Source organism: Streptomyces sp. NPDC059866 (assembly GCF_042731325.1).
Lineage (GTDB): Bacteria > Actinomycetota > Actinomycetes > Streptomycetales > Streptomycetaceae > Streptomyces > Streptomyces flavusporus.
The window spans coordinates 1-26850 of sequence record NZ_JBHWJT010000028.1; the positions used below are offsets into that span (position 1 = coordinate 1).

General features: G+C 69.3%; 25 protein-coding genes, 1 tRNA gene and 1 pseudogene. 10 read left to right on the plus strand and 17 right to left on the minus strand.

Features of this window, described 5'->3' with window-relative positions; genetic code table 11:
• Positions 1–391: 391 nt before the first annotated feature.
• Positions 392–727, minus strand: coding sequence for a hypothetical protein (locus ACFV7R_RS34705; RefSeq protein WP_385270677.1), 336 nt, complete (start codon positions 725–727; stop codon positions 392–394).
• Positions 728–1045: 318 nt separating this feature from the next.
• Here ACFV7R_RS34705 and ACFV7R_RS34710 point away from each other — a divergent pair, with 318 nt between their 5' ends.
• Both ACFV7R_RS34710 and ACFV7R_RS34715 read left to right on the plus strand, forming a co-directional pair.
• Positions 1046–1597 carry a hypothetical protein gene (locus ACFV7R_RS34710; RefSeq protein WP_385270680.1) on the plus strand — a complete coding sequence of 184 codons (552 nt, stop codon included), beginning with the start codon at positions 1046–1048 and terminating at the stop codon, positions 1595–1597.
• Positions 1598–1859: 262 nt separating this feature from the next.
• Positions 1860–1935: transfer RNA gene (locus ACFV7R_RS34715), tRNA-OTHER, on the plus strand.
• 331 nt (positions 1936–2266) lie between these two features.
• On the opposite strand, the gene ACFV7R_RS34720 is transcribed toward ACFV7R_RS34715, so the two are convergent.
• Together ACFV7R_RS34720 and ACFV7R_RS34725 are read right to left on the minus strand one after the other, a co-directional pair.
• Complete coding sequence (locus tag ACFV7R_RS34720) at positions 2267–2521, minus strand: hypothetical protein (protein ID WP_385270683.1); 255 nt, start codon at positions 2519–2521, stop codon at positions 2267–2269.
• 175 nt (positions 2522–2696) lie between these two features.
• Positions 2697–2897: a dehydrogenase gene (locus tag ACFV7R_RS34725; protein WP_385270686.1), complete on the minus strand. Its 201-nt coding sequence runs from the start codon at positions 2895–2897 to the stop codon at positions 2697–2699.
• A 353-nt stretch (positions 2898–3250) separates the two neighbouring features.
• On the opposite strand from ACFV7R_RS34725, the gene ACFV7R_RS34730 reads away from it, so the two are divergent.
• A complete protein-coding gene (locus ACFV7R_RS34730) occupies positions 3251–3556 on the plus strand; it encodes an XdhC family protein (RefSeq protein ID WP_385270689.1) in 306 nt (101 codons plus the stop codon).
• Between the two features lie 103 nt (positions 3557–3659).
• Here the strand turns inward: ACFV7R_RS34730 and ACFV7R_RS34735 are convergent, their stop codons facing one another.
• The 10 genes from ACFV7R_RS34735 to ACFV7R_RS34780 form a co-directional block, all read right to left on the minus strand.
• Entirely contained in the window at positions 3660–4496 is an 837-nt protein-coding gene (locus ACFV7R_RS34735) for a fumarylacetoacetate hydrolase family protein (RefSeq protein ID WP_385270692.1), read from the minus strand.
• Positions 4493–6142, minus strand: a complete 1650-nt coding sequence (locus tag ACFV7R_RS34740; RefSeq protein ID WP_385270695.1) for an FAD-dependent monooxygenase — start codon at positions 6140–6142, stop codon at positions 4493–4495. The genes ACFV7R_RS34735 and ACFV7R_RS34740 overlap by 4 nt, the downstream gene beginning before the upstream one ends.
• Positions 6139–8127 carry a flavin-containing monooxygenase gene (locus ACFV7R_RS34745; protein ID WP_385270698.1) on the minus strand — a complete coding sequence of 663 codons (1989 nt, stop codon included), beginning with the start codon at positions 8125–8127 and terminating at the stop codon, positions 6139–6141. The genes ACFV7R_RS34740 and ACFV7R_RS34745 overlap by 4 nt, the downstream gene beginning before the upstream one ends.
• A 64-nt stretch (positions 8128–8191) precedes the next feature.
• Positions 8192–9805 (minus strand): bifunctional 3-(3-hydroxy-phenyl)propionate/3-hydroxycinnamic acid hydroxylase, encoded by a 1614-nt coding sequence (locus ACFV7R_RS34750; RefSeq protein ID WP_385270701.1) that lies wholly within the window; start codon positions 9803–9805, stop codon positions 8192–8194.
• Entirely contained in the window at positions 9802–10572 is a 771-nt protein-coding gene (locus ACFV7R_RS34755; RefSeq protein WP_385270704.1) for an HpcH/HpaI aldolase/citrate lyase family protein, read from the minus strand. Before ACFV7R_RS34755 ends, ACFV7R_RS34750 begins: the two co-directional genes overlap by 4 nt.
• Positions 10569–11033: a nuclear transport factor 2 family protein gene (locus ACFV7R_RS34760; protein ID WP_385270707.1), complete on the minus strand. Its 465-nt coding sequence runs from the start codon at positions 11031–11033 to the stop codon at positions 10569–10571. Before ACFV7R_RS34760 ends, ACFV7R_RS34755 begins: the two co-directional genes overlap by 4 nt.
• Positions 11034–11035: 2 nt before the next feature.
• A complete protein-coding gene (locus ACFV7R_RS34765; RefSeq protein WP_385270710.1) occupies positions 11036–11830 on the minus strand; it encodes a 2-keto-4-pentenoate hydratase in 795 nt (264 codons plus the stop codon).
• Entirely contained in the window at positions 11827–12729 is a 903-nt protein-coding gene (locus tag ACFV7R_RS34770) for an alpha/beta fold hydrolase (protein ID WP_385270713.1), read from the minus strand. The genes ACFV7R_RS34765 and ACFV7R_RS34770 overlap by 4 nt, the downstream gene beginning before the upstream one ends.
• Positions 12726–13661, minus strand: coding sequence for a 3-carboxyethylcatechol 2,3-dioxygenase (locus ACFV7R_RS34775; RefSeq protein WP_385270716.1), 936 nt, complete (start codon positions 13659–13661; stop codon positions 12726–12728). Before ACFV7R_RS34775 ends, ACFV7R_RS34770 begins: the two co-directional genes overlap by 4 nt.
• 64 nt (positions 13662–13725) lie before the next feature.
• Entirely contained in the window at positions 13726–15087 is a 1362-nt protein-coding gene (locus ACFV7R_RS34780; RefSeq protein ID WP_385270719.1) for an MFS transporter, read from the minus strand.
• 205 nt (positions 15088–15292) lie between these two features.
• Here ACFV7R_RS34780 and ACFV7R_RS34785 point away from each other — a divergent pair, with 205 nt between their 5' ends.
• The 5 genes from ACFV7R_RS34785 to ACFV7R_RS34805 all read left to right on the plus strand — a co-directional run bounded on the left by ACFV7R_RS34785 (position 15293) and on the right by ACFV7R_RS34805 (position 18493).
• Positions 15293–15928 (plus strand): TetR/AcrR family transcriptional regulator, encoded by a 636-nt coding sequence (locus ACFV7R_RS34785; RefSeq protein ID WP_385270722.1) that lies wholly within the window; start codon positions 15293–15295, stop codon positions 15926–15928.
• Complete coding sequence (locus ACFV7R_RS34790; protein ID WP_385270724.1) at positions 15921–16649, plus strand: SDR family oxidoreductase; 729 nt, start codon at positions 15921–15923, stop codon at positions 16647–16649. The genes ACFV7R_RS34785 and ACFV7R_RS34790 overlap by 8 nt, the downstream gene beginning before the upstream one ends.
• A 403-nt stretch (positions 16650–17052) precedes the next feature.
• Positions 17053–17349, plus strand: coding sequence for a hypothetical protein (locus ACFV7R_RS34795; protein WP_385270727.1), 297 nt, complete (start codon positions 17053–17055; stop codon positions 17347–17349).
• A gap of 50 nt (positions 17350–17399) precedes the next feature.
• Positions 17400–17750: a hypothetical protein gene (locus tag ACFV7R_RS34800; RefSeq protein WP_385270730.1), complete on the plus strand. Its 351-nt coding sequence runs from the start codon at positions 17400–17402 to the stop codon at positions 17748–17750.
• Complete coding sequence (locus tag ACFV7R_RS34805) at positions 17747–18493, plus strand: class I SAM-dependent methyltransferase (protein ID WP_385270733.1); 747 nt, start codon at positions 17747–17749, stop codon at positions 18491–18493. Before ACFV7R_RS34800 ends, ACFV7R_RS34805 begins: the two co-directional genes overlap by 4 nt.
• A gap of 391 nt (positions 18494–18884) precedes the next feature.
• On the opposite strand, the gene ACFV7R_RS34810 is transcribed toward ACFV7R_RS34805, so the two are convergent.
• The 3 genes and pseudogenes from ACFV7R_RS34810 to ACFV7R_RS34820 all read right to left on the minus strand — a co-directional run bounded on the left by ACFV7R_RS34810 (position 18885) and on the right by ACFV7R_RS34820 (position 22776).
• Positions 18885–19499 (minus strand): plasmid pRiA4b ORF-3 family protein, encoded by a 615-nt coding sequence (locus ACFV7R_RS34810; RefSeq protein WP_385270736.1) that lies wholly within the window; start codon positions 19497–19499, stop codon positions 18885–18887.
• A gap of 1668 nt (positions 19500–21167) precedes the next feature.
• A pseudogene (locus tag ACFV7R_RS34815) lies at positions 21168–21862 on the minus strand (DUF2637 domain-containing protein); the annotation flags it as partial.
• 317 nt (positions 21863–22179) lie between these two features.
• A complete protein-coding gene (locus ACFV7R_RS34820) occupies positions 22180–22776 on the minus strand; it encodes a TetR/AcrR family transcriptional regulator (protein WP_385270739.1) in 597 nt (198 codons plus the stop codon).
• A gap of 61 nt (positions 22777–22837) precedes the next feature.
• On the opposite strand from ACFV7R_RS34820, the gene ACFV7R_RS34825 reads away from it, so the two are divergent.
• Positions 22838–23353: a DUF3995 domain-containing protein gene (locus ACFV7R_RS34825; RefSeq protein ID WP_385270742.1), complete on the plus strand. Its 516-nt coding sequence runs from the start codon at positions 22838–22840 to the stop codon at positions 23351–23353.
• 2 nt (positions 23354–23355) lie between these two features.
• Positions 23356–23766, plus strand: coding sequence for a DUF6463 family protein (locus tag ACFV7R_RS34830; protein ID WP_385270745.1), 411 nt, complete (start codon positions 23356–23358; stop codon positions 23764–23766).
• A gap of 318 nt (positions 23767–24084) precedes the next feature.
• Here the strand turns inward: ACFV7R_RS34830 and ACFV7R_RS34835 are convergent, their stop codons facing one another.
• A complete protein-coding gene (locus ACFV7R_RS34835; RefSeq protein ID WP_385270748.1) occupies positions 24085–26601 on the minus strand; it encodes a SpoIIE family protein phosphatase in 2517 nt (838 codons plus the stop codon).
• Between the last annotated feature and the right edge of the window lie 249 nt (positions 26602–26850).

Here is a 26850-nt window from a genome sequence, read left to right on the forward strand (position 1 = left end):
GCAGTACCGGCCCGGCCTGCTCGACGGGTTCGTCGCCGAGACCGGACTGATCACAACGCCGCCATAACGTCACCCCGAACCGAAAACCTCAGTAGCTACAGGTGACTCCCCTGAGGGGATCAACGGTGCGGCCACGAGCGGCAGCCGACCGACGACGGTCGATGTGGTTGCTGTATTTCGCTGCTGTACGGCCCAACGCCAGAGTCCCCGAACTTTCCGTCCGGGGACTCTGGTCCGTGCGCACTCGGCAGGGTTCGAACCTGCAACCTTCTGATCCGTAGCTCTGTAGAGATTGGTCATTGGAGGTCATACAGGCTGCCGTGAGGGTCGTGAGGGCCGGTGTTGGGCGCTGCCGGTTGCTGGGGTTGCTGTACTCCGCTGCTGTACTGCATCACAGATCCACCCGGGACTCCGTCTCGCGGCTCCCCTGTCGCAACACGACGTACGCCGGCCTGAACGGCAGGCCTCGAAGGGTCGGCTCCATGACCTTGAAGAGCGCTTCGGCGTCCGCTCCGTAGGCGTACAGCACTGCCTCGCCTCCACCGAACTCGTTCCCGTCGACCTCACCGGCTCCCGCTTCCTCGACTGCGGCGGCCATGGCGCGCTCAGCATTGAAGATCGCTTCGCGTTCGGCACGAGAGCCGTATTGGTCGTCGCTCAGACGGTAGTGAGCGATGACGGCCTGTTCTGGTGTCTCCGGTTCGGGGAGATCGAAGAGCGTGTCCATGAGCGCACGATCCCATCGGCCTCTGACAACGCGTCCCAGGGCGGTCCTCCCCAGTATTGGAACACGCACGCTTTCCAACTGTGTTGGTGGCCTGCGGTGCGGTGTGCAGGGGCGTTCACCTGCATTCATGGCCGACTGACCGTCGGTGAGGGGACGACTGCGTGTCCCGCCTGAAGGGCTGTGAACTGGGCTGAATGAGACGGGAACTGAGACGGCTCTTCCTCTGACGCAGCGCGCGACCTACCTCCTTCGTGCTGTGGTCTGGGCTGTCGGATAACCGGTTTCACGTGATGCTGGACGGATGCGAGACTCCGTGGCGTGCCTCGACCTGAACTCTCTGAGCTGGATTACCTGCGGGAGATCGAGCGGCTTGCCAGGGCGGTGACCGCTGCGGCGTCCGCCGAGGGCAACCTGTCTTACGCACCAGACCCGGACGATGCCACGCCGCTGCAGCGAGCCGTGAACGCACTCGCACGCGAGATCCGGCACTACCACTTTCCCGGCGACGGCTGTCTGCCCGAGGAGGACCGACCCGCGGTGTGGTTGGCGGGCGTGGTGGTGCTCCGGCCGACTTCTCTGCCTCCGGGCATGGAGGAGACCTACGAGGAGGCGTGTGCCCGCCTCGGTGTCGAAGCCCGCGCCGAGGGCTGGGCACTGTGGAACACCTGGGGCAAGGGCGGGGCAAGGGTCACCATGGTGGTCTCGTCGGTCGATACGACGCTTGGGTTGCTGGCGAACTGGGCGCGAGGCAGGGATGTGTACCCGGTGAGTCCGGTGCCGTCCCAGGTAGCTCAGATCCAACAGGGGTGGGCCGGCCCCATGACGTTCTCACCGTGGGGCGCCGAACGCTTGGGCATCACAGGGCAGTGATCTGTGATGCATGGATGATCCCAAGCCATCAGCTTGGGAAGCTAAGGGCATCTGACGGCTGCTCTGGTGCTGACCTGCGGGAGCGGTGTCGGGCGTCTAGTGGTTGGTCGACTGGTTCCCCGGTGTTCCCCGTGGTTCCCCCCACGATCTGGCACGCGCCTGGCACGAGTCATTCGTCGTCGCACCTCTCCAAGGCCAGGCTTGCGGGGCCTTTTTGAGCCCGAAACTCGGGTGCGCCGTCCCGCAGGCTCGGGCTACGGTTCCGGTGTTCAGGTGCGCAGGCTGCGGCTACTTCGCCTCTCAAGCGGGTAACGCGGGTTCGAATCCCGCCGCCGGCGCCGTGCCGGTGTCGTCCAGCGGCCCAGGACGCCTACAGTGCGCCGCCGCCGACCTCGATCTCTGAACACCAACGGCACGAGCCGACCGCCAGTCGATCAACGCGACGTCGACGAGTCGATGCCCTTGACGGCCGCCCGCCTCTAGCGTGGACCCCTTCGTCCCGACACAACTTGGATAGGCGCTCGACCTGGGGCCGGTGTACCGTTCGCCTGCTGCGATGGTCCACAGGCGTGCGTGGCCGTCCGCCGCTGTGCGTCGGCGTTGTCACGCAGTTAGTCACTCACCTCTGTTGCGAGGGCAAGGATCCGTACGTCTCACCGGGGCATGGCGTCAGCCTGACGTCTTGCAGATGACCGCTGTGGCAGCGAAATCGGGCTCCGCGTCGGTGTAGGCGGTGACGTCGTGCTCCGCGTCGGCCGACGGTGTCGGCGCCGAGCATCCCGAAGAAGAACTCGATGACGACGGCTCCGGCCGGGGACCCGACGTTGGCTCAATCCCATCGTTGATCGACTCCGTAAATGACCAGCCGACGACAACCAGCACGAGCCAACCGCCGATCAGCCACCCTTTCGTGCGCCTGCTCATCACGCCCCCCGTTCGAAGTCCCACGGCAAGCGGCCAGTCTGCCAGCCGAACGACACCGCGCCTCACAGACCACCGCATTAGGAGTTCGATCTTCCTATGGACTGGTCGGGGCTCGCCGCGTGAACTGGTGCCACACGTGGCTGCTGTGTGCCGCCGCCGTCCGGGGTCGTTGATGTCAGCGGAACAGCTCGGGCATCAGGCAGGCCTCCAACGGCTCCTCCGGCCGGTCGGCCCAGCGCCACCAGACATGCCGACCGGTACACCTCCACAGTTTCCGGCAGGTCCGCCGACCATCGTCCTCCCGCTCGGCCAGGAGGTAGCCGCCGAACTCCATGGGCTGGCTGCACTCGGGACAGGCCGAGGCGTCGTCGGTCATGGAGCGCACCCTAACGGAGCGACCGCTTCGTCCCGAAGCAACTGAGGTGGACGGAGACCTGACCGCCCGCTACGCGGCCCTCCTGGCCCAGGAAGAGCAGCGCATCGCCGGTGTCGAAGGAGTGCGCCGGGTCGGTGCGGACCAGCGTCAGGGCGCCGGCGCGTGATGGCGGACATCGCGCCCACGGCCTGCAGGAAGCCGCTGTGGACGGCGGTCAGGGGGGAGTCGGGCGCTGCGGCACTCTCCACCCGGTCCTGCAGGACCGGATCGCCTCCGTTCAGGACCTGGATCAAAGGGGAGCGCGGCGCCTCTCCGGCCGACGGAAGGCGCCCGCGCGTGCGGTCCACGGGCCGATGCTGGTCTACGGTGCGATTGACTTTGCGGCCGCCGTGTCCCGGATCGGCAAGTTCCTCGGCTACCGCGTCACCGTCTGCGACGCCCGCGAGGTCTTCACCACCGCCCAGCGCCGCGACGACCTGCGCGCCGCCGGACTCGGACCCGCGGCACTGGCCCGGCTGCACTCCCCGATCGGGCTGGACATCGGCGCGACCACCCCGGAGGAGACCGCCCTCTCCATCGCTGCCGAGATCATCGCCACCCGCGTCGGCGTCCCAGGGCACAGGCTCAGCACCACCAGCGGCCCCATCCACCGCCGATGACCGTCTCCCCGGAAGGCCTCCGACACGCCGTCACATCGTGCACGCCACCCGCGGTGATGGAGTGGTAGCCGCTCTGATGCCGGGGGCTGCCGCCCTACGCCGGTCAGGTGACGTCGCGGACGGTGTTGCGAAGCGTCCCGAGTTTGCTGACTTCGACTTCGACGACGTCACCGTCGACGACGAATCCCGGCGGCTCCATGAAGAGCCCGACACCGCCCGGCGTGCCGGTGACGATGACGTCGCCGGGGGAGAGCGGCGTGAACGTGGTGACGTACTCGATGATCGACGGAATATCGTTGATCAGGTCGGCGACCTTGCCGTGCTGGCGTACCTCACCGTTGACCCGGGTCGTAAGCTCAAGTTCGGTGACATCGCCGACCTCGTCGGCTGTTACCAGACAAGGACCGAAGCCCCCGGTCCCCGGCCAGGTCTTGCCGGGCAGCCACTGACTTGCGGCACGCTGCCAATCGCGCACCGAGAAGTCGTTGTACACGGCATAGCCGGCGACGTGGTCGTAGGCCTCGGCCTTGGAGACCTGATGCGCGGGCATGGAGATGACCAGAGCCACCTCGCCCTCGTAGTCGAACTGCGCGGAGTCCGCCGGCTTGAGGGCGTCCTCGCCATGCCCCATCTGGCTGTCGGCGTAGCGGGCGAAGACGACCGGGGCCTGAGGAGCCGCCTTGCCGATCTCCTCCTGGTGGGTGCGGTAGTTGACCCCGATGCAGATGATCTTGCCGGGCTCCGGGATGACCGGAGCGAGCCGCACATCACTGAGCGCTACTGGGCGATCGGTGTAGTGCGCCAAGGAATCGAGGGCGCCGGCCGCGATGGCCTCGGCGAGCGAAGGTGCTGTCGGGGTCGCGTCATAGACGGTCTCGGCGTCGAGACGCCCCCAGGCGATGCTGTGGTCGGCGCGGTAGTAACTGACGAACTTGCTCACCGGGTGCTCCTGTTCAGTGGTGGGCGAGAGTGCGGGATCGCGGAGTACGGATCAGTCCGTCGGGAGCGATCATCGATGAAGGCGCGGAGGCCCTCGACGACGCGTCGCTCGCCGGCGGAGTCGAATACCGCCGCGACGTAGCGGTCGGGACGTACCGCGACGAAGACCGGAAGGGTGCCGGCGCCGGAGGTGAGCACCGCGGTGGTCTCGGTGACCATGCCGTCGATCGGCTCGCCGCCCGGTGCGCGGACGCACAGCCGCCTCGCGCCGATCGCGTCCCAGTACGCATCGACCGCCGTGTCGGGCGGACCTCCGATCTGCAGCAGCGTCCACCCGCGCCCGAGGTGGGCGTCGAGTCCGCGTTCGGCACCGGTGGCGTCGCGTACGACCGGTTGGCTCAGGGCGCGGCCGACGGTCACGGTGTCGAGGGTGACGCCGTGGGCCGCAACGGCGACTCCGGCGGTGTAGTCGGGTGGTGCGATGAAGCGCATGTTGGCGAGGAATTCGCGTACGCGGGGGATCAGGCTGACCGTGCGGATGACGGTGTCGCGTACGCGTGTGACCACCGGGTGGGTCGCCATGACGACTGCGCCGATGCGGCGCGAGACCGTCACCATCGCGGCTCCGTGGGTGCGGCGCTCGACCTCGTACGAGTCCAGCAGCCGCTCGGTCGCGCCGCCGGTGATCGCCTCGATCAGCTTCCAGGTGAGGTTGGTGGCGTCGCGGATACCGGCGTTCAGGCCTTGGCCCGCGAACGGCGGCATCAGGTGCGCGGCGTCACCGACGAGGAACGTGCGCCCCGCACGGTACGTCCGCGCGACCCGCTGGTGCGCGATGTACACGACCGCGCGGCGCACGTCATCCGGCGCCAGCTCGGCCCGGAAGCGCGGCACGACCAGCTCGCGGATCCGCTCCGGCGTCGTCATCTCATCGGGGTCCTCGTCGTCGAAGAGCATGAACTCGATCCGCAGGCGTCCCTTGACGCCGGGCACGAGCACGTACGGCCGCTCGCCGTCGCCGTGGAATTCGGCGAACGGGTCCCGCGCGCGCGGCTCGTTGTGCAGATCGACGACGATCCACCGCTGCGGTTGGGTGGTACCGGTCAGATCGATCCCGACCGCCCGGCGGGTGAAGCTGCGTCCGCCGTCGGCGCCGATCAGCCAGTCGGCGGTCAGCGTCCGCGTCTTCTCTCCGGTCGTCTTCTCTCCGGTCGTCACGGTCACGCTGATCCCGTCGCCGTCCTGCGTGATCGCGGTCGCCTCGGCGTCGCGCAGGAACTCGAGCCCCTCGTGCGCGACTGCTCGCTCCCACAGCAGCCGCTCCAGGATCGGCTGGTCGAACTGGGTCTTGGCGGGATGCCCCAGCCGCGACGCGACCGGCCTCGCCTCGAGCAGGAGGCGGTCCCCGAGCCCGAAGTAGCGACTGCCGGTGTCAAGCAGGGACTCGGCCTTGAGCGCGTCGGCCACACCGAGCTGCTCAAGGGTGCGGAACGACTCGTCCTGGAGGCTGATCGCGCGAGGCAGGTCGCCCGGCTCGGTCTCCTTCTCCACGAGCGTCGTACGCACCCCCGCGTCGGCGAGCAGGAGAGCGGCGACGAGCCCGATCGGACCGGCACCCACCACGAGCACGTCACGCCGGGCGGTCACGACGTCGCCTCCGGTCGTGGGCGGAGTGTGAAGTCGGTGTCGAAGTCGGCGCCCCGTGTCAGCTTCCAGTACTCGAGATGGCTGTACGGCCATACCTGCGAGACCCGGCCGCGGGAGTTCTTGTACCAGGTGCGTACCTGCGGCTGCCCCCATGCACGCTCGGCATTGCCCTGGTCGATCCACGCGAGGAAGCGGTCCAGGGTCTCCTGCTTGACCTCGAGCGACGCCGCCTGGCGGCGCAGCAGCTGGTGGATCGCCTCGATGGTGAACTCGACCCCGCACTCGATCATGAAGTGGAACTGGCCGTGCACCACGTAGTTCGTGTTGGGCCCCTGGATGAGGAAGAGATTCGGGAAGCCGGGCACGGAGATACCGGCCCAGGCCGTCGCATCACCGTTCCAGTGCTCCTTGAGTGTCTGCCCGGACGGCCCGGTGACCACGATCGGGTCGAGGTAGTCGGACGCCTTGAACCCGGTCGCGTAGATCACGGCGTCGACCGGGTGCCGCTCGCCGTCGGCGGTGACGATGGCGTCGGACGTGAACCGCTCGATCGGGGAGGTGACGAGCGCGGCGTGCTCCCGGTGCAGTGCGCGCGCCCACACGCCGTTGTCGCGGAGCATGCGCTTGCCGCCGGGGGGATACGCGGGTATGACGACATCGAGCATGTCGGGACGGTCCGCCCACTGCTCGCGGATGATCGCGGTGAGTGCCTCACGCACCCGCAGGTTGGCCGCCGACACCGAGTCGGTGCGGTCCCATTCCGGATCGACCTTGACGGTGTGCAGCCGTCCCGTGCGCGCACCCCAGAACGCCTGGAACCGGAACCACTGCCCGTAGTGCGGGACGTGCTCACTGAACCAGGCCAGGGCCGGCGGTGTCGGGTCGTGGTAGTTCGGGGCGGGAACCGTCCACGGTCCGGACCGCTGGAAGACATCGAGGTGGGCGACGCGGTCGATGATGCTCGGGACGATCTGGTAGGCGCTGGCGCCGGTGCCGACCACCGCGACGCGCTTCCCGGTCAGGTCCACGTCGTGGTCCCACCGCGCGGAGTGCATCCGCACGCCGCCGAAGTCGTCCTGTCCGGGGATCTCCGGAATGTTCGGCTTCTCCAGCTGCCCGGTCGCGGCGACGACGGCATGGAACCGCCGGTGCTGCTCGACGCCGTCGCGCCGTACGACGACCTCCCAGGTGGCCGATGCCTCGTCCCAGGTCATCGAGAGGACCTCGGTGTCGAACTCGATGTGCTCGCGCAGCTTGGCGCGATCGACGATCTCGACGGCGTACGCCTCGATCTCCGCGCCCTCGGCGTACGCGCTGGTCCAGTCCGCACGCTGCGCGAAGGAGAAGCTGTAGCCGAAGGTCGGGGTGTCGAGACGTACGCCGGGGTAGGTGTTGGCCCACCAGGTGCCGCCGACCTCGGGGTGCTTCTCGAACGCGACGAACCGTACGCCCGCCTGCTTGAGCCGGTACATCGCCGCGATGCCGCTCATCCCGGTGCCGATGACCGCGACCTCGAAGTCGCGGTCGGGCGCCACCTCGTCGATGTGCCAGATCGGTGCTCCCGGACGCTGCGTGACCAGGTCGAGCTCGTGCATCATCAGCGCCGCGTCCTCGGCACTTGCCCCGCCCGTGATGAAGTCGACCATGGTGCGTGCTTCCTCGGGCTCCAGCAGACGGGGCCGGGTGAGCCCCTCATCGCGGACGCGCCCCAGCGCGGACAGCGCGAGCTCACGCGCATGCGCCTGCGCGGCCTCGCTCATGCCGCCGTGCGCGGGCGGGGTCGTGTCGACGGGAGGAAGCGGGGGGCGCAGCTCCGCCGGGATCAGCGTGTGATCTCCGGTCAGCGCTGCCAGCGCCGTGAGCAGCGACGGCAGGTCGGCCTCTGCGACGATGCGCATCAGGAAGGCGTCGTCCTCCGTGATGGGCGTGTACTCGTCGCGCCAGTACACGTCATCGATCTGGGCGACCTCGCTCGGGTCGGTCATCAGCCCTCCATCGTGTTCGGGGTTCTCTCGGGGACATGCCGAGACATACCGGGATATGCCGGGATCACGCGATGCAGGCGGCCTCGAAGACCTTGCCGAGTACGTCGTCGAGTTCTTGGGCGAGGCACTCGGCGGCGATCACATGGTCGGGGCGGACGATGACGGCGCCGACCGGGCGTGCGTCGAACCAGGCCTGCAGGCTTGTCTCCCCGCCGAGGTCGCCGACGACGGTGACGCCGGCCGCGGCCTGCTTGCGGGCCCACGGCAGCTGCGCCTTCGGCACCACCTGCACGAGGCGGGCGCCGAGGCGATCGAGCACGGCGAGCCGCTGAGCCGACAGGAAGGCCGTCGGGTCGTTGTTCCAGGTGATCACACGCCAGCCCTGCCCGGTGGCCTCGTCGAGCAGCATCTGCACGCCGTCCGCGTCGGTGGCCTGCGGCTGCGGGAAGATCGAGCCGGCGAGACGCGGTACGTCGCGGGCCGGCAGCGTCTTGAACGTCGGCAGCGGCGTGTGCACCACCACGCCCTGGTCGAACTTCGGCTGCGGCTTGAACGCCTGCCGCTTCTGGGCCTCCCGCTCCTCGGGGGTGCGGTTGGCGGCGATCCGGTCGCGCTCGGCGGCCTTGACCGGATCGTGGTCGGTCATCTCCTTCGCCATCCCGAGGGAGACGGCCACCATCTGCGTGACGTGGCCCAGCCGTTCGGTCTCGTATGTGTCCAGCAGACCGTCGGTCGAGAGGCCCTTGACGACGGCGGTCAGCTTCCAGCCGAGGTTGAAGGCGTCTCGGATCCCCGAGTTCCAGCCCTGGCCGCCGACGACCGGCATGACATGGGCGGCGTCGCCGGCGAGGAAGATCCGCCCGTGGCGGAACTGCCCAGCGACACGGGCGTGGTGCCGGTAGACGCGGCGGCGGATGATGTCCAGCTTGGACGGGTCCGGCACGTGCGGTGCCAGCAGGGCGAAGACGAACTCGTCGTTGTCGACGTCGGCCTCGGTCTCGTCCTCGAAGAGCGTGAACTCCCAGCGCCGGATGGAGTGGGGCAGCGCGATGGAGGCGTAGCTGCGGGTCGGATCCCCGCCGAAGACGGCATGGGGCGTACCGATCGGGTCGTTGGCGACGTCGATCACGATGCCGTCGCTCGGCCGGGTCTCGCCCTCGAACGAGATGCCCAGGCGCTTGCGGGTGGGCGAGGCTCCGCCCTCGGCGGCGACGACGTACAGCGCGCGCACCGTCTCGCCGTTCGCGAAGGTGGCGACCACGCCGTCCGCGTCCTCGGACAGGTCCACGACCTCCGCACCGAAGCGTGCGGTGGCGTTCGGGAAGCGGTCCAGGCCGGCGAGCAGCACCCGGTCGACCAGCGGCTGCACGAAGCCGTTGCGGCGCGGCCAGCCGAACTCCCGCGTCGTCGGGTTCACTTCGGAGAGGATCATCCGGTCCCCGTTGACCATGTAGATCTTCTGGTCGGGGATGGTGTGGGGGAGCACCTCGTCGACGAGGCCGGCGGTCTGCATCGCGCGCAGTGCCTCGTCGTCGATGCCCACGGCCCGCGGGTAGTCGATGAGCTCGTGCTCCCGCTCGACGACGAGGACGTCGACGCCCTGCTGCCCGAGCAGGTTGGCCAGGGTCAGGCCGACGGGGCCCGCACCCACGACGAGAACGTCGCAGGCCTTGGTCATGAGGTGCTCCCAGTGGATCGTGCCGAGTCCAGCGCGGCGATGGTGTCGCCGAACGCCCGGTTCAGCAGGACGAGATCGATGCCGAGGGCCACGTAGTCGACGAGGCCGTCGGCGAACAGGCCGGCCGCGTACTGAGGCCGGCCGGAGTAGATGCCGAGGGTGACGCCGTGCGCGGTCGTCACCTCGCGCAGGTGCGCGATCGCCTCGCGCACGGGGCCGTCCTCCCAGTCGCCGCGTCCGGGCAGGCCGTAGGAGACGGCCAGGTCGGCCGGCCCGATGTAGACCGAGTCCAGGCCCGGGGCCGAGACGATCTCCTCGGCACGGTCGACGCCGGCCTTCGTCTCGATCTGGGCAATGGCGGACACCGCGCGGTTGCCGGCCTCGGTGTACGAGTCACCCGGGTACAGCGCCGGCCTGGACGGACCCAGGCTGCGGTTCCCGACGGGCGGGTACTTGGTGGCGGCGACCAGAGCCTCGGTCTGGGACCGGGACTCGACGGTGGGCGCGATGATGCCGCGGGCCCCGCTGTCGAGCAGCCGCAGGATCGGGGCGGGATCCAGCGAGCCCACGCGCGCGTACGCGTACGCGTTCTCCCGCGGAATCGAGCGCAGGATCCCGCATGCCGCCTCCAGCCCCAGCTCGCCGTGCTGGAGGTCGAGGACCATCCCGTCGTAGCCGGCGGCCGCCGCCCACTCCGGCATCGAGAACGAGGGGACCGACTGGTGGTAGAGGACAGGGTTCCTGCCGCCGAGAGCCGCCTGCTTCACTGCGCCGACCCCTCTCGCCCGGCCAGCCGCGCGGCGTGCGCCGCGGCCGCCCGGCCGCCGAAGACCGGCACGATCTCGCGGCGGGAGAACAGCCACCGGCCGTCGACCTTCCGGTAGCGCTCGCGGAACTCGCCGACCGAGGCGGGCTGTGTCTGCGGCTCGTTGGTGTCGCGGAAGGTGAGGTACTGCACCGTCCCCTCGACCTCCTCGCCGTCCCGCACCAGGCGGATCCCGCCGATGAAGTGGCGGCCGACGAGGTCGGTCTGCCGGGCGCGCTTGGCACCCCAGGCCTTCATGGCCTCGCGGTCCATGTCACCCATCGGGCCGACCGAGACGCCGTCCTCGGTGTACAGCTCCCAGGTGGTGTCCGCCTGGTTGTGGTCGAGGCGATAGAGCATCTCCGCGATGAGCTGCTCGATCTCGACGCGGGTGGTCGCGTCGACGGGACGGTAGTCGCTCATGTTCAGCCTTTCGAATCCGCGGTCGCGACCACGCGACCGAGTCCGGTGATGGTGGCGACGCACTCGACGTCGGCGGGCCACGGCTCGATGTAGCCGATGGACCCGGACAGCAGCACCTCGCCGGCGCGCAGCGGCTCGCCGGTGCGGATCGCGGTCCCGGCCAGCCAGATCACCGCGTTGACCGGGTCCTCCAGGACGTTGCTGCCGACGCCCCGGGTGATCTCGGTGTCGCCGCCCGTGATGACCATCTCCACCTTGGTCAGGTCGACCTCGCCGTACGGGTGCTGCTCCTCGCCGAGGACGATGCCGCTGCAGCCGGCGTTGTCCGCGATGGTGTCGACGATCTGCCCGACCGATCCGTCGTAGCGGAAGTCGACGACCTCGAACGCGGGGGTCACGTGGTCGATCGCCGCCTCGACGCCTTCGCGGGTGGCCTCGAGGATGTCGCTCTTCAGCACGAACGCGACCTCCGCCTCGATCAGCAGGCGGTTGTACCGGGACAGCGGAAGGCGCGTTCCCGAGGCATGCACCATGTCGTCGTGGATGATCCCGTAGTCGGGCTCGTCGATGCCCACGCGCTGCTGTACGAGGGGGTTGGTCAGGCCGACCTTGCGACCCACCCGCTTCACGCCCAGCTCGCGCTCGCGGAGGGCGGCGAACTCGGCGGAGATCGCGTAGGCCGCGTCGAGATCGCGCTCGGGGAGCCGGGGGCTCACGTACGGCACGGTGTACACGTCGCGCTTCGCCTCGAACAGCTCGCGCGCGATCCGGTTGATGGTCTCCTGGGCGACGCTCACGGGCGGTCCTTTCGTCCGGCGTGCTTTTTCAGGAAGGCGACCGCCGCGGCGTTGAACTCCGCGGCGCCCTCCCACTGCGGCCAGTGCGCGGCGCCGCGGATCAACAGGTACTCGCCGTCCGGGATCAGCCCGCACAGGCGCTCGCCCTCGGCCTCGTCGCCGGTCGGCTCGTTGTCGGTCCACACCATCAGGGCCGGGACCGGGAGCGCCGCGAAGTCGTCGTCCGTCACCCGGTTGCGCCGGCGCCGCTCCGGCTCCCGCAGGGCGGACACGTGCGCCATGCTGAACCCGTCGCGGGCATAGATCGCCTGGCGGACGCGGACGAGCTCGTCGGTGATCTTCTCCGGATCGTGGATCACGACCTGCAGGCGCTTCTTCACGTTGTCGAAGGTCGGCTCGCTCACCGCCTGAGTGCTCACCGACTGCGTCCTGTCCAGCTGCGGCTCCCCGATCATCCGCCCGCCCGGTGCGGACAGGATCACCGTGTGCAGCCGCTCGGGGTGCTTCGGCGCGAACTTCAGCGCGAGCCAGCCGCCGAGCGACTCACCGGCGAGGTGCACGCGCTCCAGCTCCAGCGCGTCGAGCAGCGCGAGCAGGTGCTCCTCGTAGTCGCGGATCTCCAGCGGGTGGTCGGCCAGCGAGGTGTAGCCGTGGCCCGGGTAGTCGTAGCCGATCACCCGGAAACCGGCTTCCACGAACGCGCGGATGTTCTGCGTCCACGCCTCGATGTGGCCGCTGGTGCCGCTGGCGAGCACGACCGTCTGCGCGTCGGGGGCCGCTGAGGCGAAGTCGAGCACCCGGGTGCGGTAGCCGCCCGCGTCCACGTACCGCAGCGTGTGCTCCAGGTCCGCGATCTCCTCCCAGAAGGTCGCGAAGTGCGTCTTTCCCGCCTGGCTCATGAGGTCACCGCCGCCTGGATCGCGAAACCGGCGCCCCACTTCTCGACCGCCCAGTAGTGGTCGACGGCCAGGCGGTACGGGCCGGCGGTCGACAGCGCCGCATAGGCGGCGATCCAGCTGCGCATCTCGTGCGCGGCCGAGCCGCCCTCCGCCATGAACCAGCCGTTCTCCCAGCCGTCGACCGGGTCGAGGTCGCCGGAGCGGAGCACATCGAGGACGAGCGTGTCCCACTCCTCGTTCAGCGGGTCGCTCGGCGCCTTGCCGTCGGCGATCGCCTGGATGCCCTTGACGATCATCTGCTCACGCTCGTGCCGCTCCTCGGGCGAGGGCGCGTACGCGACCAGGCGCTCGTGCACGGTGCCGGGGGCACCGTCCCAGCGCGGGATCGGCGGGCTGTGGGAGATGCCGCCCGAGGCGAGGAACAGCACCTTCTTGTCCATCGCCCGGGCGGCCCGGCCAAACGCCTCGCCCATCAGGCGCACCCGCCGCATGGGGGAGAGCGGCAGGCCGATCGCGTTCACGAACACCGGCACGATCAGCTGCGTGAAGCCCTTCCCGAACACGAAGTCGAGCGGCTGGACCACGCCGTGGTCGACCTTCATCCGCTCGCTGCGGCCGATGTCGATGCCCTCACCCAGCACTGCCGCGTGGAAGGCCCGGGCGGCGTCGCCGTCGACGGGGAGCGGCCCCGCGGTTGTGCCGTAGTCACCGATGCCCTCGGCGACCGCGCCGATCACCCACGGTGTGATCAGTGAGTAGAGCTGACCGTTGAAGTGGTCGGGGCCGAACACCACGACCAGGTCGGGGCCGTACTCGGCGACGAACCCCCTGACCTCGTCGATGGCGGCATTGATCTCGGCGAACGTCTCCCCGCCCGGGTCGACATTGCCGAAGGACGGCGCGTGGGAGAGCGCTGCGACGGCCAGCGGCATGGCGTGGTGCCTCTTTCTCCGAATTCTCGGATTTCTTGGATTTCTCGAAAGTGGTGGACGGCGCTTACACGGACGTGCCGGCGAGCGCGGGCTGAGGCTGGGCATCCGGTGCGTCGGAGCGGCGCTGGACCAGGTGCAGGGCGAGGACGCAGAGGCCGGCGACGAGCATGGGCAAGGCGAAGACGGTGAAGGCCGCCCCCATCCCCATGCCCGCGTCGAAGGCCGCACCGCCGACGATCGGCGCCGCGATGCCGCCGAACCGGCCGACGCCGATGACGACACCGAAACCGGTCGAGCGGGCCAGCGTCGGGTACAGCGTGGGGACGATCGCGTAGAAGGCGGCGGTGCCCGAGCAGACGAAGAACGAGGCCAGGAACAGGGTCCACCAGGCGGTCGGCATCCCCGGGCCGGCGATGCCGAACAGCGACAGGGTGGCGGTGGCCAGGATCAGGAAGACCGGGGCGAGGAGGCGGACGTTGAGCTTGTCGCCGAGGAAGCCGAAGAGCACGTTGCCGAGGATGCCGCCGATGCTGAAGGCGGTGACGAGCTGCGGGGCGAGCGCCGGGTTGTGGTTGGCGGACGCGACGGCGCTCGGCGCCCAGTTCGTCATGAAGTAGAAGCTGAGCATGTACGCGACGTACCCGACGATCATCAGCAGCGTGTAGAAGCCGGTCCGGCCGGTGAACACGGTGCGCAGCGAGCCCTTCGCCTTGACGCCCTTCGAGTCCGACTCCGGGAGCGCTTCGAGCGCGGGGCGGCGCATCTTCGTCAGGAGCGCGTTGAGCCGCCGCAGGGAGTCCGCACGGCGGCCCTCGGAGAGCCAGGCGAGCGATTCGGGGAGGAAGGCGAACGTGGCGACCGCGGCGAGGGCGCTCAGGGCGAACCCGACCCACCAGCCGAACTGCCAGCCGCGTGCGCCGAGCATCGGGCCCACGATCATGGAGCCGAGCAGTCCGCCGATGTTGATCGCGGCGGCGTAGACGGCCATCACCAGGGCGTACACGCGCTTGCCCGTGTACTCGGCGAGGATGACGCCGACCACGGCCACCAGGGAGCCGACGCCGATGCCGGTGACGACGCGGCTCACGACGAGGGGCCAGGTCCCGGTCTCCGGCGTCGCGAACGGGCCGATGAACATGCCTATCGCGATCGTCACGGTGGAGATGACGCCCATCTTGCGCCTGCCGATGCGGTCGGCGAGCGGCGCGACGATGATCGAGCCCACGAGCATGCCGATCAGGGCGCCGGACATGACGAGTCCGAGCTGGGCCTTGGAGACCCCGAAGCCCTTCTCGATGTAGGGGGCGGCGAACGACGTGAGCGAGACGTCGTAGCCGTCGAGCACGACCAGGGTGATCGCGACGATGACGGCGCGGATCTGCAGGCCGCTCATCTTCTCTTCAGCGATGTGGTCGGTGAGCCTCATGGAGGTCTCCCTGTCTCGGACAGAGCGGACCCGCGCCATCGCAGTGCCCGCCGGGATGAGGTGGACCGCGCACTGGCGCGTTCCAGCTACGTTTCCTAGAAGCAACGTTCTAGAATTGGCATTACGATCACCGGTGCCCACCGCAGGTGTCAAGGGTTGGCGTCGATTTGGTAGAACGACAGTCCGAAGAGCAGCGAGGGGACCGATGACCACGAGGCGGAAGACCCACCGGGCGTCCGAGGTGTCGAAGCGGGCGATCCTCGAGGCCGTGCTCTCGCGTGCGGTCGAGGCCGGGTACGAGGGGACGACCATGGCCGACGTCGCACGCGCGTCCGGCCTGCCGATCGGATCCGTGTACTGGCACTTCCAGAACAAGGAGCAGCTCTTCGTCGAGCTGCTCGACTACTGCTTCGAGGTCTGGAAGCAGGCCAACGCGTCCTTCGGTGGCATGCGCGACCTGCTGCGGCGCAGCATCAGCGGCTCGGCGGCAGCCTCCGCGAGCCTGGCCGAGCCGGCCGCTGCGTTCTGGAGCATCGGCCTCGTCTTCGCGTTCGAGCGGCGGCTGGAGGACAACCTCGCCCGGCAGCGGTACCTCGCCATCCGCAAGGAGATGTTCCAGTTCGTCACCTCCCGGCTGCGGACCTCGTACCCGGAGCTACCGGAGGATGTCGCGGCAGAGCTGGCGCACGACATGGCCGTCATGGGTCGCGCGCTCACCGACGGCTTCCGCGTGGCCGCGGCCGCCGGCGACGACACCGACTTCGCCCGGTACGCCGAGTTGGCTGCCGACGCGCTCGAGTCCCTGGTCACCGCCCGCCTGAAGGAGTACACGCATGCCTGAGACCCCCTCGTCCGCATCCGAGAAGGTCGCGATCGTCGTCGGTGGCGGATCCGGAATCGGCGCCGCCTGCGTGCGGGAGTTCGCCGCGAACGGCTACCGGGTGGTCGCGATGTCGCCGTCGGGTCGGGCCCGAGCCCTGGCCGAATCGCTCGGTGGCGCTGGTCTGGACGGCTCGAACACCGGCATCGAGGACCTTCGGGCGTGCGTCGACCTCGCGGTGTCGCAGTACGGCCGGGTCGACGCGGTCGTCAACAGCAGCGGTCACGCGGCACGCGGCCCGGTACTTGAGATCACGGACGAGCAATGGTCCGAGGGCGTCGACCTCTACCTGCTGAACGTCGTGCGCATGGCCCGCCTCGTCACGCCCCACCTGGTCGCCTCCGGCGGCGGCGCGATCGTGAACATCTCCACCGCAGGCGCCTTCGAGCCCGGCCCGATGTTCCCCGTTTCGGTGACCATGCGAGCGGCGCTGGCCTCCTTCACCAAGCTGTACGCCAACGAGTACGGCCCGCAGGGCATCCGGATGAACAACGTGCTCACCGGGCTGACCAAGGACGACCCCAGTGTGGTCCCGGCCGAGTGGACGAGCGGCATCCCGCTGCGCCGAGCGCAGAGCACCGCAGAGGCCGCGCGGATCGTGCGCTTCCTGGCCGGGGAGGAGTCGGCCTATATGACCGGACAGAACCTCCGCGTTGACGGTGGAGAGACCAAGTCGGTCTGAGACGCACCGGCAGGCTTTCTGCCACCGTACCTGTATGCCGTCTGGGCTGGGCGGCGGGTTTCGATGGTGCGGTGCGCGGCTCGGTGTGTAGAGCGGGGAGGTGACCGCCCAGGCAGTCCACTCGTACCCTGCTGCGCGTTGCCGCTGCGCTGGAGCAGCCTCTCCACATCAGTTTCGGCGACGCTGCCTGAGTGAGGGGCGGTGGCCGTTGTGGTGCCGGACGCGTGCTGGTTCTGCGCTGGTTCACGGGTGACAGAAGTGCGTTTCCGCAGGTGACTGACCCGCGCCCGATGTTCCGCTTCAACGACCTCGTCTGCCTCGATGGCATCGCCGGAAGCCGCAGCGCGAGCGGCGCCGGACCCTTGTGGAGCACTGCGGCTTCCGAGACACGGCCACCCCCGGCATGCAGTACCCGCCCTTCTGTCCCGGAGGCGTGCGGGCGCTGGGCCAGCGGTATGATCCGGCGGGAGCCTTCTACCAGGAGGGGTTCGACGTGGTACGCGAGCAGGCAGCCGCCCGGCGGTGCGAGATCGTGTTCACGGGCAGCGGCGGGGACGAAGTCAACGCCCACCGCTCCAGGACGCGGGCCGACCTGCCGACGCCGGAAGCCGTGCCGTGGCTCGGCGACGAAGCAGTCCGAGCGCTCGCCGAGGTCAACGAGCACCTGGCCCCATCGCGGTGCTGCCCGTGCCGACCCTGACGGCCTTGGGGAGGCACAACCCCGGATTCCTCCGGGCCGGGATCTGGCCGGTGAGCCCGCTCGTGCACCCGCGGATCGTGCGGTTCATGGAGCAGCCACCGCACGAGCACAGGCGCGGCAAGGCGCTGTTTCGCGAGCGGATCCGGCGGGCCGGGCTGCCCGAGTGGGTGGCCGCGCCGGCCGAACCGGAGAACTTCCTGGCCGTCTTGGAGAAGGGCCTGCGGTCCTACGGTTTGCCGGTACTGGACGACATGCTGAAGGAGTCCATCCTGGTGGACGTCGGCCACGTTGACGGCAAGGCGCTCGCCGAGGCGCGGGGGGACGCTGACGCTGCCCCGGTCGTTCCCGATCTGTTGTGCGATGTGCTCGCCCTGGAGGTCGGACTGCGAAGCCTCATGTGACCAGCCCCCACCCGGAAGCCGAGCACGTGGAAGCCACCAACCTCCTGTACCGCGATCCGGCGCTTTACGACCTGGTCCAGTCCGACAGTATGGGCGCCGGGATGTGCCAGACCTTGATCGAGCTGCACCGGCCGGACGCCCGGACCCTGGTCGACTTCGGATGTGGTACCGGCCGGGACCTGGAGATCCTGGCCAAGCGCTTCGAGTGCATCGGCGTGGACCTCCAGCCCGGCATGGTCGACCACGCCCACCAGGCCCGGCCGGAGCTGGACATCCGCACCGGCGACATGCGCACCGTACGACTCGGCCGGCGCATGGACGTAGTGACCTGCCTGGGCAACAGCCTCGCCTACGTGCACGACAACGAGGAGATCAGCCAGGTCTTCGCCACCTTCGCGGCCCACGCCCGGCCGGGCGCACTGCTCGTGCTGTGCGCCCCGATCGCCCCGATCACCCGGACCGAGCCGACCACCGCCACGGTGGACACCCCAAGGGGACCCGCGACCGTCACCATCCGACATGAGTGGGACCTGCGGACCCAGATCAACACCATGCACCGCCACTGGATGCTCCCCTCGAACGGCGAGGCCCGAGACGAGATCCGCAGACGCGTTCTGTTCCCCCGCGAGCTGGAGCGCTATGCGGAGGGCGTCGGCTTCGAGGTCCTGGACATGCTCGACGGCACAGGGACAGGGCTCACCGGGCCAACCGCGTACACGGTGGCCCGATACACCCGGCGGTGACCGGCGGGGCGGGAAACCGCGCCAGCGCCAGCCACCCGATACCCCTGACGGCAGTAGTGACGGCAACACTGCCGGACTTCCCGCACAACCACGGACACCAGCGGAACCCGAGAAGCACGCTGACCAGCGAAAAAGCAGGTAGAGGGGTGCCACGTAGCACACGTGCTATGCCTCAGCCGCTACCACCGGTGTCCTCGTACACAACTGCACGACCCCGCTCTACCGTGTCGCACGGCACGAGCACGCAGACGAAGTCACCCTCGGACTGAACCCAGACCGATTCCCCAGGAACGACCTGGATGACGGTACCTACTGCAGCGCCGCATTGGTTCTGCGAGGGTCTGTGGCCCCCGTCAGCCTGATCGGCTGACGGGGGTCGGGCAGTGATGGGTCAGTGCTTGACCAGGACGGTGGCAAGGGGTGACAAGGCGGAGTTGACCTGTGCTGTGTCGAAGGCTGCGGGGTCGAACTCGTCGGCCGAGTCCAGCCCGAGCCATTCCAAGCGGTCTTCGTGTTCTTCGTGGCTGGGGTCGGAAAGGATCTCGATGAGGTATTCGTAGCCCCAGATGCCTCCGCTGTCCTCGGGCGGGCAGGCCCGGCGGCCGGTGAGGCAGCGGGGGTAGGCGATCCCCGGTTCAGGCTCGGTGATGTCTTCGACGAGGATGTCGTGCTCCCAGTCATCGCCGAAGTCGTAGGTGTAAAGCAGTTGGCTGCCGGCGCCGGGGGCCGCCTGGCCGAGTCGTTGCGCAGCAGCGCTGCGGATCCCCAGACCCGGGTCGGGCATGCCGTAGCGGTCCCGTCCGGTGTCGAAGGACCACATGTGGTAGTCCTCCCAGCCGAAAGCCGCCTGGATGATGGCGTGCAGTTCCCGCAGGGTGGTGCCTGAGGGCACTTCCAGGCGGCGCCAGATGGGAGGCCGGGAGTCCCGCAAGGTGGCCTTGATCTTGTGGATGGTACGGCTCGGTGCCGTCCGTGAGTTCGGCTTCGCGCGCCTGGTGTTCGCCATGACGCCATCCTGCCAGCGCCCCCACTGCCGGCCTCAGGCGAACGGGTTCTGCTCACCGCGACAATGATCAGGCGTTCGCGGACCGGACGGGGCGGCGACCCTGTCGCGTGGTGCCTGGTCCGCCATCCTGTAGCCGCGTCCGCAACACGGCGGCCCCCGCCCGCAACACGGCGGCCCCCGCCCGCAACACGGCGGCCCCCGCCCGGGTTTGCCCTCTGATCGGCCCCGCTCGTCTGTTTCCCCCCGTGGCGGATGGGCGGGGTCTTCGCGTACCGGGTGCCGTCACCGGGGGTGGGGGAGGGTGCCGGCGGGAACTGGCGAGGGTGGCTGCGAGGGGGGTGGCGGGTGGGAGGCGGGAGGCCTGCAAGGGGTGAGTCGGCCCGTCTGGCGCAGCGCCGCGCGGAGCCGGTGCGGCGGCTTTGTCTCCGGCACGGTGTCAGCGGTTGCCTGCTCCGGCTTGGTGAGGGGCCGGTCGCGGCTGTTGCCGGTCTGCTGCTGGGTGTGGGCGTGGCTGGGGTGGGCGGGTGTGGTGGGTGAGGGTGTGGAAGCGTCGTTCGAAGTCGGCGGCGTGTTGGGTGAGGTAGCCGGTGGTGAGGGGTTTGTTGTACTGGGCGGTGATGCCGCGGGCTGCGCAGTCCTGCGCGATGGCGTCGGGTGAGGGCTCGGTGTGGTGGGTGCGGTGTTCGGCCCAGATGGTGTAGACGCGGTAGGGCAGGAGGTAGCGGCGCAGGGTGGCGGGGCTGACGGGGTTTCGGCCGCGGCCGTGGAGGCCCTTTTCGGTGAGGTAGGCGGACAGCTGCCGGGCGGTGGGCTCGGCGCCGTGGTCGGCCTGGTAGTGCCTCCAGGCGAGGTAGTAGCGGTCGACGGTGGTGAGGGCGGCTCGCGCGGCGTGTGGACCCCCCTTGTCCGGTGCCGGGGTGTCGAGGGAGGTGTTCACCTGAGGGCCGCGGGGGTGGGTGGCGGTGCGCGCGCCGGCGTCGGCGGGTGCCGTGCGGGGATGGTCCTTCTGCCGCAGGGGTTGGTCAGTGCCCCGCGTGCGGTGATCGTCGGTGACCTGGTCGGCGGGCGGTGGGGTGTTGCCGGGTGCGGGTTGTGTGACGTCCGTGTCGGGGGCTGCCGCGTCGTCGCCCCTGGGGGGCTGGTCGCCGTCTGCTGTGGTGGTGTGGTGCTCGTACACGTGGGCCGAGGGGGCAGTGGTATCGGGGCTGGCGCCGGTTTGCTGCCGGTGGGCGCTTCGGGCGCTGTGGACCTGGTCGTCCCAGGACTGGTCCGTGGGCATCGGTTCTTCACCGTGGGTGGTGCTCCTTGCCGGGTGAGGCGTATCGCGCTTGGGGAGGGTCTGGGGCGGGGGGTGTGCCTGTTCCTGGGGGAGTGGGCGGCCGGCCTGTGTGGTGATGCCGTATGCGTTGCGGCGCCGGTGGGGCCGTTGCGCGGCGGTCGGTTCGGTGGGGAACTGCGCAGGGAATGCCTGGTAGGCGTCGGGTAACGGCTCGGCGGCGTTTCTGGCCGATTCCTGTGGGCCAGGGGTCCGCTGGGGCATGGAAGGGGGGGCGGGCGGGGGCTCTGCTTGCTGCGGGTGCGTCGGCTGCTGCTTTTGGGCTGCTGGTGCTTGGGGGGTGGAGTGGTGCGGCGGGGCGGGGAGCGGGGCCGACCCGGCAGCGGGCGAGGGCTGCTGCTCGATGCCCGCCGCGGCCGGGCCCGCGGGGGCCGTGTCGGCCAGGGGGACGCCGTATCTGGCCAGGCGCAGGGGGATGAGGGCCTCGACGGGGGCTGTGCGGCGCCAGGTGCGGCCGTAGCGGGAGCGCAGGCGGGCCTGGTAGACGAGGCGTTCCTGTTCCAGCTTGATCACCTGGTCGTAGGAGCGCAGTTCCCAGAGCTTCATGCGGCGCCAGAGCAGGAACGTGGGGATGGGGGAGAGCAGCCAGCGGGTGGCGCGCACGCGTTTGATGTGTGTGTCGGCGGTGATGTCGGCTGTGCGGCCGATGGCGTGGCGGGCGGCCTCCACCGCCACCACGAAGAGGATGGGGATGACTGCGTGCATGCCCACGTCCAGCGGGTCCGGCCAGGCCGCCGCGCCGTTGAAGGCGATCGTCGCCGCGGTGAGCAGCCACGCCGTGGGGCAGCAGCGGGAACGGGATGCGGATCCAGGTCAGCAGGAGGTCCAGGGCGAGCAGGACGCAGATGCCCGCGTCGATGCCGATCGGGAAGAGGTGACTGAAGTCCCCGAAGCCCTTTTTGAGGGCGAGTTCGCGTACCGCGGCGTACGAACCCGCGAAACCGATGCCCGCGATGATCACGGCACCGAGGACGACCACGGCGATGAGGACGCGGTGGATCCGTGTCGGCTTCAGGGGCGCGGCCACCCGTATTCCCTCCCGATGGGTGTTGCTGTACTTCGTGGTGGGCTGCTCCAAAGACGGTCACACTGGCGGCAGTTCGTTGGAGGGGTGCGCTCTACTGCGCCTTGCGTGTAGGGTCCGCGATTCGGTGAGCACTGTTTGCTGCGGAAACTTCGAAATCCGGGCTCAAGGAGCACAGGTCACGTTGGCTGATCACGAGCAATCTGTGCCATCGCGGCGTCCTCCGTGGTCACGGTCGGTGAAGGAAGTTGAGTCCGTGTCAGGACTGACCGATTTCAGGGCTCGCGGGCGGGCGGTGCTATCGGGGACGGTGGCGCGCTCTACCCCGGCTCCGCCTGGTGCCTGGCGGATCGGGCCAGCTCGGTGATGAGGTGCTCAAGCGCGGCGGTGGCGGTGGTGCCGGTGGCGGCGACTTCGGGCACGATGTCGCAGGCGGAGCGGCGTAGTTCGAGCCATCCGAGGTAGGCGGCATACGCGGCGACTGCCTGACGCCGGGCCGGGGCGGGGGCCAGGCCCAGGTCGGTGTAGAGGTCCGTGAGGTAGGCGATCCGTCGCTCGGTGACCCGGCGCAGGACCGGGGCGACGGCAGGGTGATCGGCATGGGCGACGATCGCGGGCTCCAGGCCGTTGATGCTTTCCTGCCCCAGTGCGGTGGTGAACAGGGCCGTCAGCCGCTGACGGGGATCGGCAATGTCGCCCAGCTCCGAGATCAAGGCCGTGGTGTTGTCCTGCTCCCACATTTCCAGCGCGGCCGTCAGTAGTGCATCGCGATCCTTGAAGTGCCAGTAAAAGCTGCCCCGGGTTGCCCCCAGCTCGCCCGCGAGTGCGTTGACCGATACTGCGGCGACTCCGCCGCGTGCCATCGCGCGCAGCGCCGCGGTCGACCAGTCCGGGGGTGTGAGGTGCCGTCTCGCCATGTCCGTACAGTACTGTATGGTCACTCCATACAGGGGTGTACGGAGCGACTGGGGGAGCAGTATGACGGGGAGCAGTACGGCGCTGACGAAACTCGCTGGGGGGACGGCCGCAGTCGGCCTCGGCGCAGTCGGGGCACTGCACGGGATCTGGACCTGCTCTTCCTGGCCACTGGCTAGCCGCGCCGAGTTCGCCCGTACGGTCGTCGGGGTCGCTGAAGCCGACCTGCCTGCACCGGAGTTGACGGCCGCAGTCGCGGCGGCGCTCGGGGCGGCGTCCTATGTGATCGCGGCCCAGGCCGACTTGGTCCCCCAGGTGGGGCCACGTCGTTTGGTGCGCCAGGCCGTATGGGGCGTCGCAGGTGTGCTGCTTCTGCGAGGTGCGGCTGGTCTGGTGTCCTCCGGTCTGACCAGCCGGCCGACCGATTTCACCCGCTGGGACCTGGCACTGTACTCCCCGCTGTGTCTGGCGCTCGGGGGACTGACGGCATACGTCGCTGCCTCCACTCGCGCCCCTCGCCGCCAAGACCGGCGCCACGCCGTCAGGAGACTCAAGGACCGTAAGAATCGAGGAAGCTGACAATGACCCGGTTGATTCCCCGACTGGTGATCGGACTGACCGCCGTGCATTTCGCGGTCGCCCTGATCGCCTCAAGCACCTTCGATGACGTGGCCCGCGACGGATTCTGGAACGCCGTCCCCGGAAAGCCGCAGCGCGAGTACGAGATGTGGTTCTTCCTCGCGGGGTTCGGCCTCCTCGCCCTGGGCACGCTCAGCCAACGTATCGCCCGAGACACCGGCAGGCTCCCGGCCCAGCTGGGCTGGTATCTGCTCGCCATCGGTGTGCCGCTGCAGATTCTCTATCCCGTCTCCGGTGCACCCGGACTGATCGTGCTCGGAGTGCTGGCCCTGATCGCGGCCCGGCGGGACAGCGCGGGGGAGAGCCGTCGCACACGCATGTCGGCAACCACCGACCGTGAGCAGTGCTCATGAGCACCCGGAAATGTTCAAACGGTGCTCATGGTCACCCGGAACTGCTCACGGAATCGCGGATCCTACATTGCGCTGTAGGTTCCGCGGCTTCGCGAGCACTGCATCCTGCGGAAAGGCCGAAATCCGGGTCCAGTGAGCATTGATGGTGTCGGCGGACATTGAGCATTCAGGCGGGTCTGCGAACGGATACTAGTGACTACGCGTCACCAGTGGTCTTTGAAGCGTACGCGGGGCACCGGCGAAAGTTTCCGGTGCCCGGCCTGCAAAGTCGGTGGCGGGTGGACGCTGATCATGGCCGCAGGCGAGTTCGGCGTTGGCCTAGCGTTTTGCCGAGTCAGTGAGAATGACACCGTGATCAGGTGTCACCTCGGCACCGTGACGGGAGCCGTACTCGGCGAGCAGCAGGGCGATGTCGTCGGCTCGGTACGAAGAGCCCCGGGCGTTGTGCAGAAGCCGGTCGGCGAGTTCGTCCAGTGAGTCCGCAGGGGCGTGGGCCAGGGATGCTCGCAGGCCGTCAATCCCCACGTTGATGTCGGCGCCGCGTTCCTCGACCAGTCCGTCGGTGTAGAGGGCGAGGACAGACCCGGGCGGGAGGTCGATCCGGGTTGCTGGATAGGCGCTTGCGCGATCCACACCGAGGAGTGGGCCGACGTCCAGTTCAAGGGCGTGGGTCGTCGCGTCGGGACGGCGGAGCAGGGGTGGGGGGTGGCCGGCGGTGACGGCGTAGGCATGGTGGCCGTGGGGTTCGAGGTGGATGTAGCAGCAGCTGGCCAGCAGCCCGGGGTCGAGGTCGATCAGGGTCCGGTTGGCGCCCGCCATCACATCGCCAGGCGTATGGCCTACTGCGGCGAAGGCCCGTACGGCGCTGCGCAGCTGGGCCATGGTGGCCGCGGCGGCGATGCTGTGCCCCTCCACATCTCCGATCACAAGACAGACCCCGCTACCGGTGGGGATTACGTCGTACCAGTCGCCACCGATGTCCATTCCGCTGGTGCCGGGCAGATAGCGCGCGACGGTGCGGACACCCGGGACTACTGGCAGCCGGTGCGGCAGGAGCGCCTGCTGCAGGCCGCGCGCGAGGGCGAACTCCGCGTCGTAGAGCCGCGCTCGTTCCAGGGCCTGGGCGATCAGCCCGGCGAGTGCGGTGAGGACACCGCGGTCCTTCTCCGTGAATCGGTGGATCTCGTCGAAGCCGAGGACGCAGGTGCCGACAGGGTGGCTGGAGGCGATCAGTGGCAGATACGCCCAAGAGCTCACTCCGCCGGTGGGGATGGCCGGGTAGCCCTGGAAGAGGTCCTGCTGCGACTCGATGAAGAGCGGAGCGCCGGAGGTCAGGGTCTCCGTACCGGGCAGGCAGGCATGCAGCGGTACGCCCTCCAGCCAGTCGAGGAAGTCTTCGTGGTGGCCGGTGTGATAGAGCAGACGCATCGTTCCGTCGCGGACCACGTAGATCGCCAGCTGCTGGCCGCCGAAGGCTGGGAGGAGCTGGTCGGAGATGACTTCGCAGACTTCGCGGGCGGTGACCGCCTCAGTCAGCGCGCTGCCCAGCTGCAAGACGTGGTACATGACGCCCAGGCGCGCCGGTGTGGCAACGGTTGCCGTCTGGGCCGAGGAGGCTGATGGCGTTGAGGTCGAGGGTGGATGACCGGAGGGCACCACCCGGCCGGTTACTCCGTCCGCTTCCGGATGGAGGGAGAAGGCAAGCCACCGGTCGGGCGGCCGGCAGGCCAGGAAGGAGACCGGCGCCTGCGAGATCATCGCGGACCGGTGCCGGTACTCGACGTCGGGATCGGACAGCCACGGCAGCACGTCCCAGAGAAACTGACCCAACAACTCGTCGCCGCGCACGCCCAGCAGCTGCAGGGCGCTGTGGTTGGCGTAGGTGACCCGCCCGTCGGGGGCGAGGGAGAACACCCCGTCCCGCAGCCGTTCGACCGCCGCGACGGCCGCGCTGCCGGCCTGCGCGTCGACGACCGTGCCGACCAGGTGGGTGCGTGCCCGCGCGTCGTCGGCCTCCGGTACGCGGCCCCACAACTCGACCGTGCGGTACCCCTCGCCGCCGACCCTGCGATCCCGTATACGCAGGCACCGCGATTTGATCCGGCCCTCAGCGGCTGCCGCGCGGGCGGCCGCTCGAAGGGCGGCGCGGTCGCCGGGATGCAAGCAGGAAGCCAGCGTTTCGGCTCGTCCGTCGAAAGCACGGGGGGCGAGACCGAAGATCGCGCAGAGCTCGTCGTCCACGGTGAGGGTGCCGGTGACGAGGTCCCAGTCGAACAGGCCGGCCCTCACGGCCCGTGCCGACGGAGCTGGGGTCTCCACGGGAATCGTCTGCGGGTCGCACTCGACGGGATCGCCGGTACGGGCGCGGAGATCGGCGAGGGAGGCACCGAGCCGTTTGGCGATGGTCCGCACGCGGCGACGCTGGGCCTTGGACAGCCCTTCGCTGCCGGGCGACGCCGCCCAGACGATCGCCAGCGCCCCGAAGGTCTCCTCACCTGCGCCTACCGGCACGGAACAGGAGCCGAAGGCGTACGGCAGAGCTACCGCCAGCTGAGGAAACCGGCGCATCGTCTCGTCGGCGTCGGTCAGGTGGACCGTGCGCCCAGAGCTGTAGGCGGCGGCGACCGGGATGGGACTGCTCACCGGAATGAGGTGCCAGCCACCGAGCAGAGAAGGTGGCATCCCGCACGTCGCGGCGAGCACGATCGACCGACGGTCGCGGGAGCGGAGAAAGACGCTCCCGGCGTACGCGCCGGTTCCTGCGACGGCTTCGACGACGGCTGCAGCGAGCAGATCCTCACGCTCCGCCATCCCGCCGACGATCATTCCGCGCATGGTTCCAGTGTGCGCAGGTCGGCCCACCGGCCCAAGGCCCAACCCAGCGAGACGTATCGATCACAGCTCGCAGGGCCCGTCGCCGCGATCCGGCGATGGCTCCGCCTGGGATGCCCGGGGCACCCCGGGCAAGATCGCAAACCGTCGACGGTACGGAGCACCTGTACGGTCCGGACACAAGACCGCAATCCCATACCTGACAGCTACTGAGCGTCACCGATGCTCGTGATTATCCGGATTTGCTCCGAC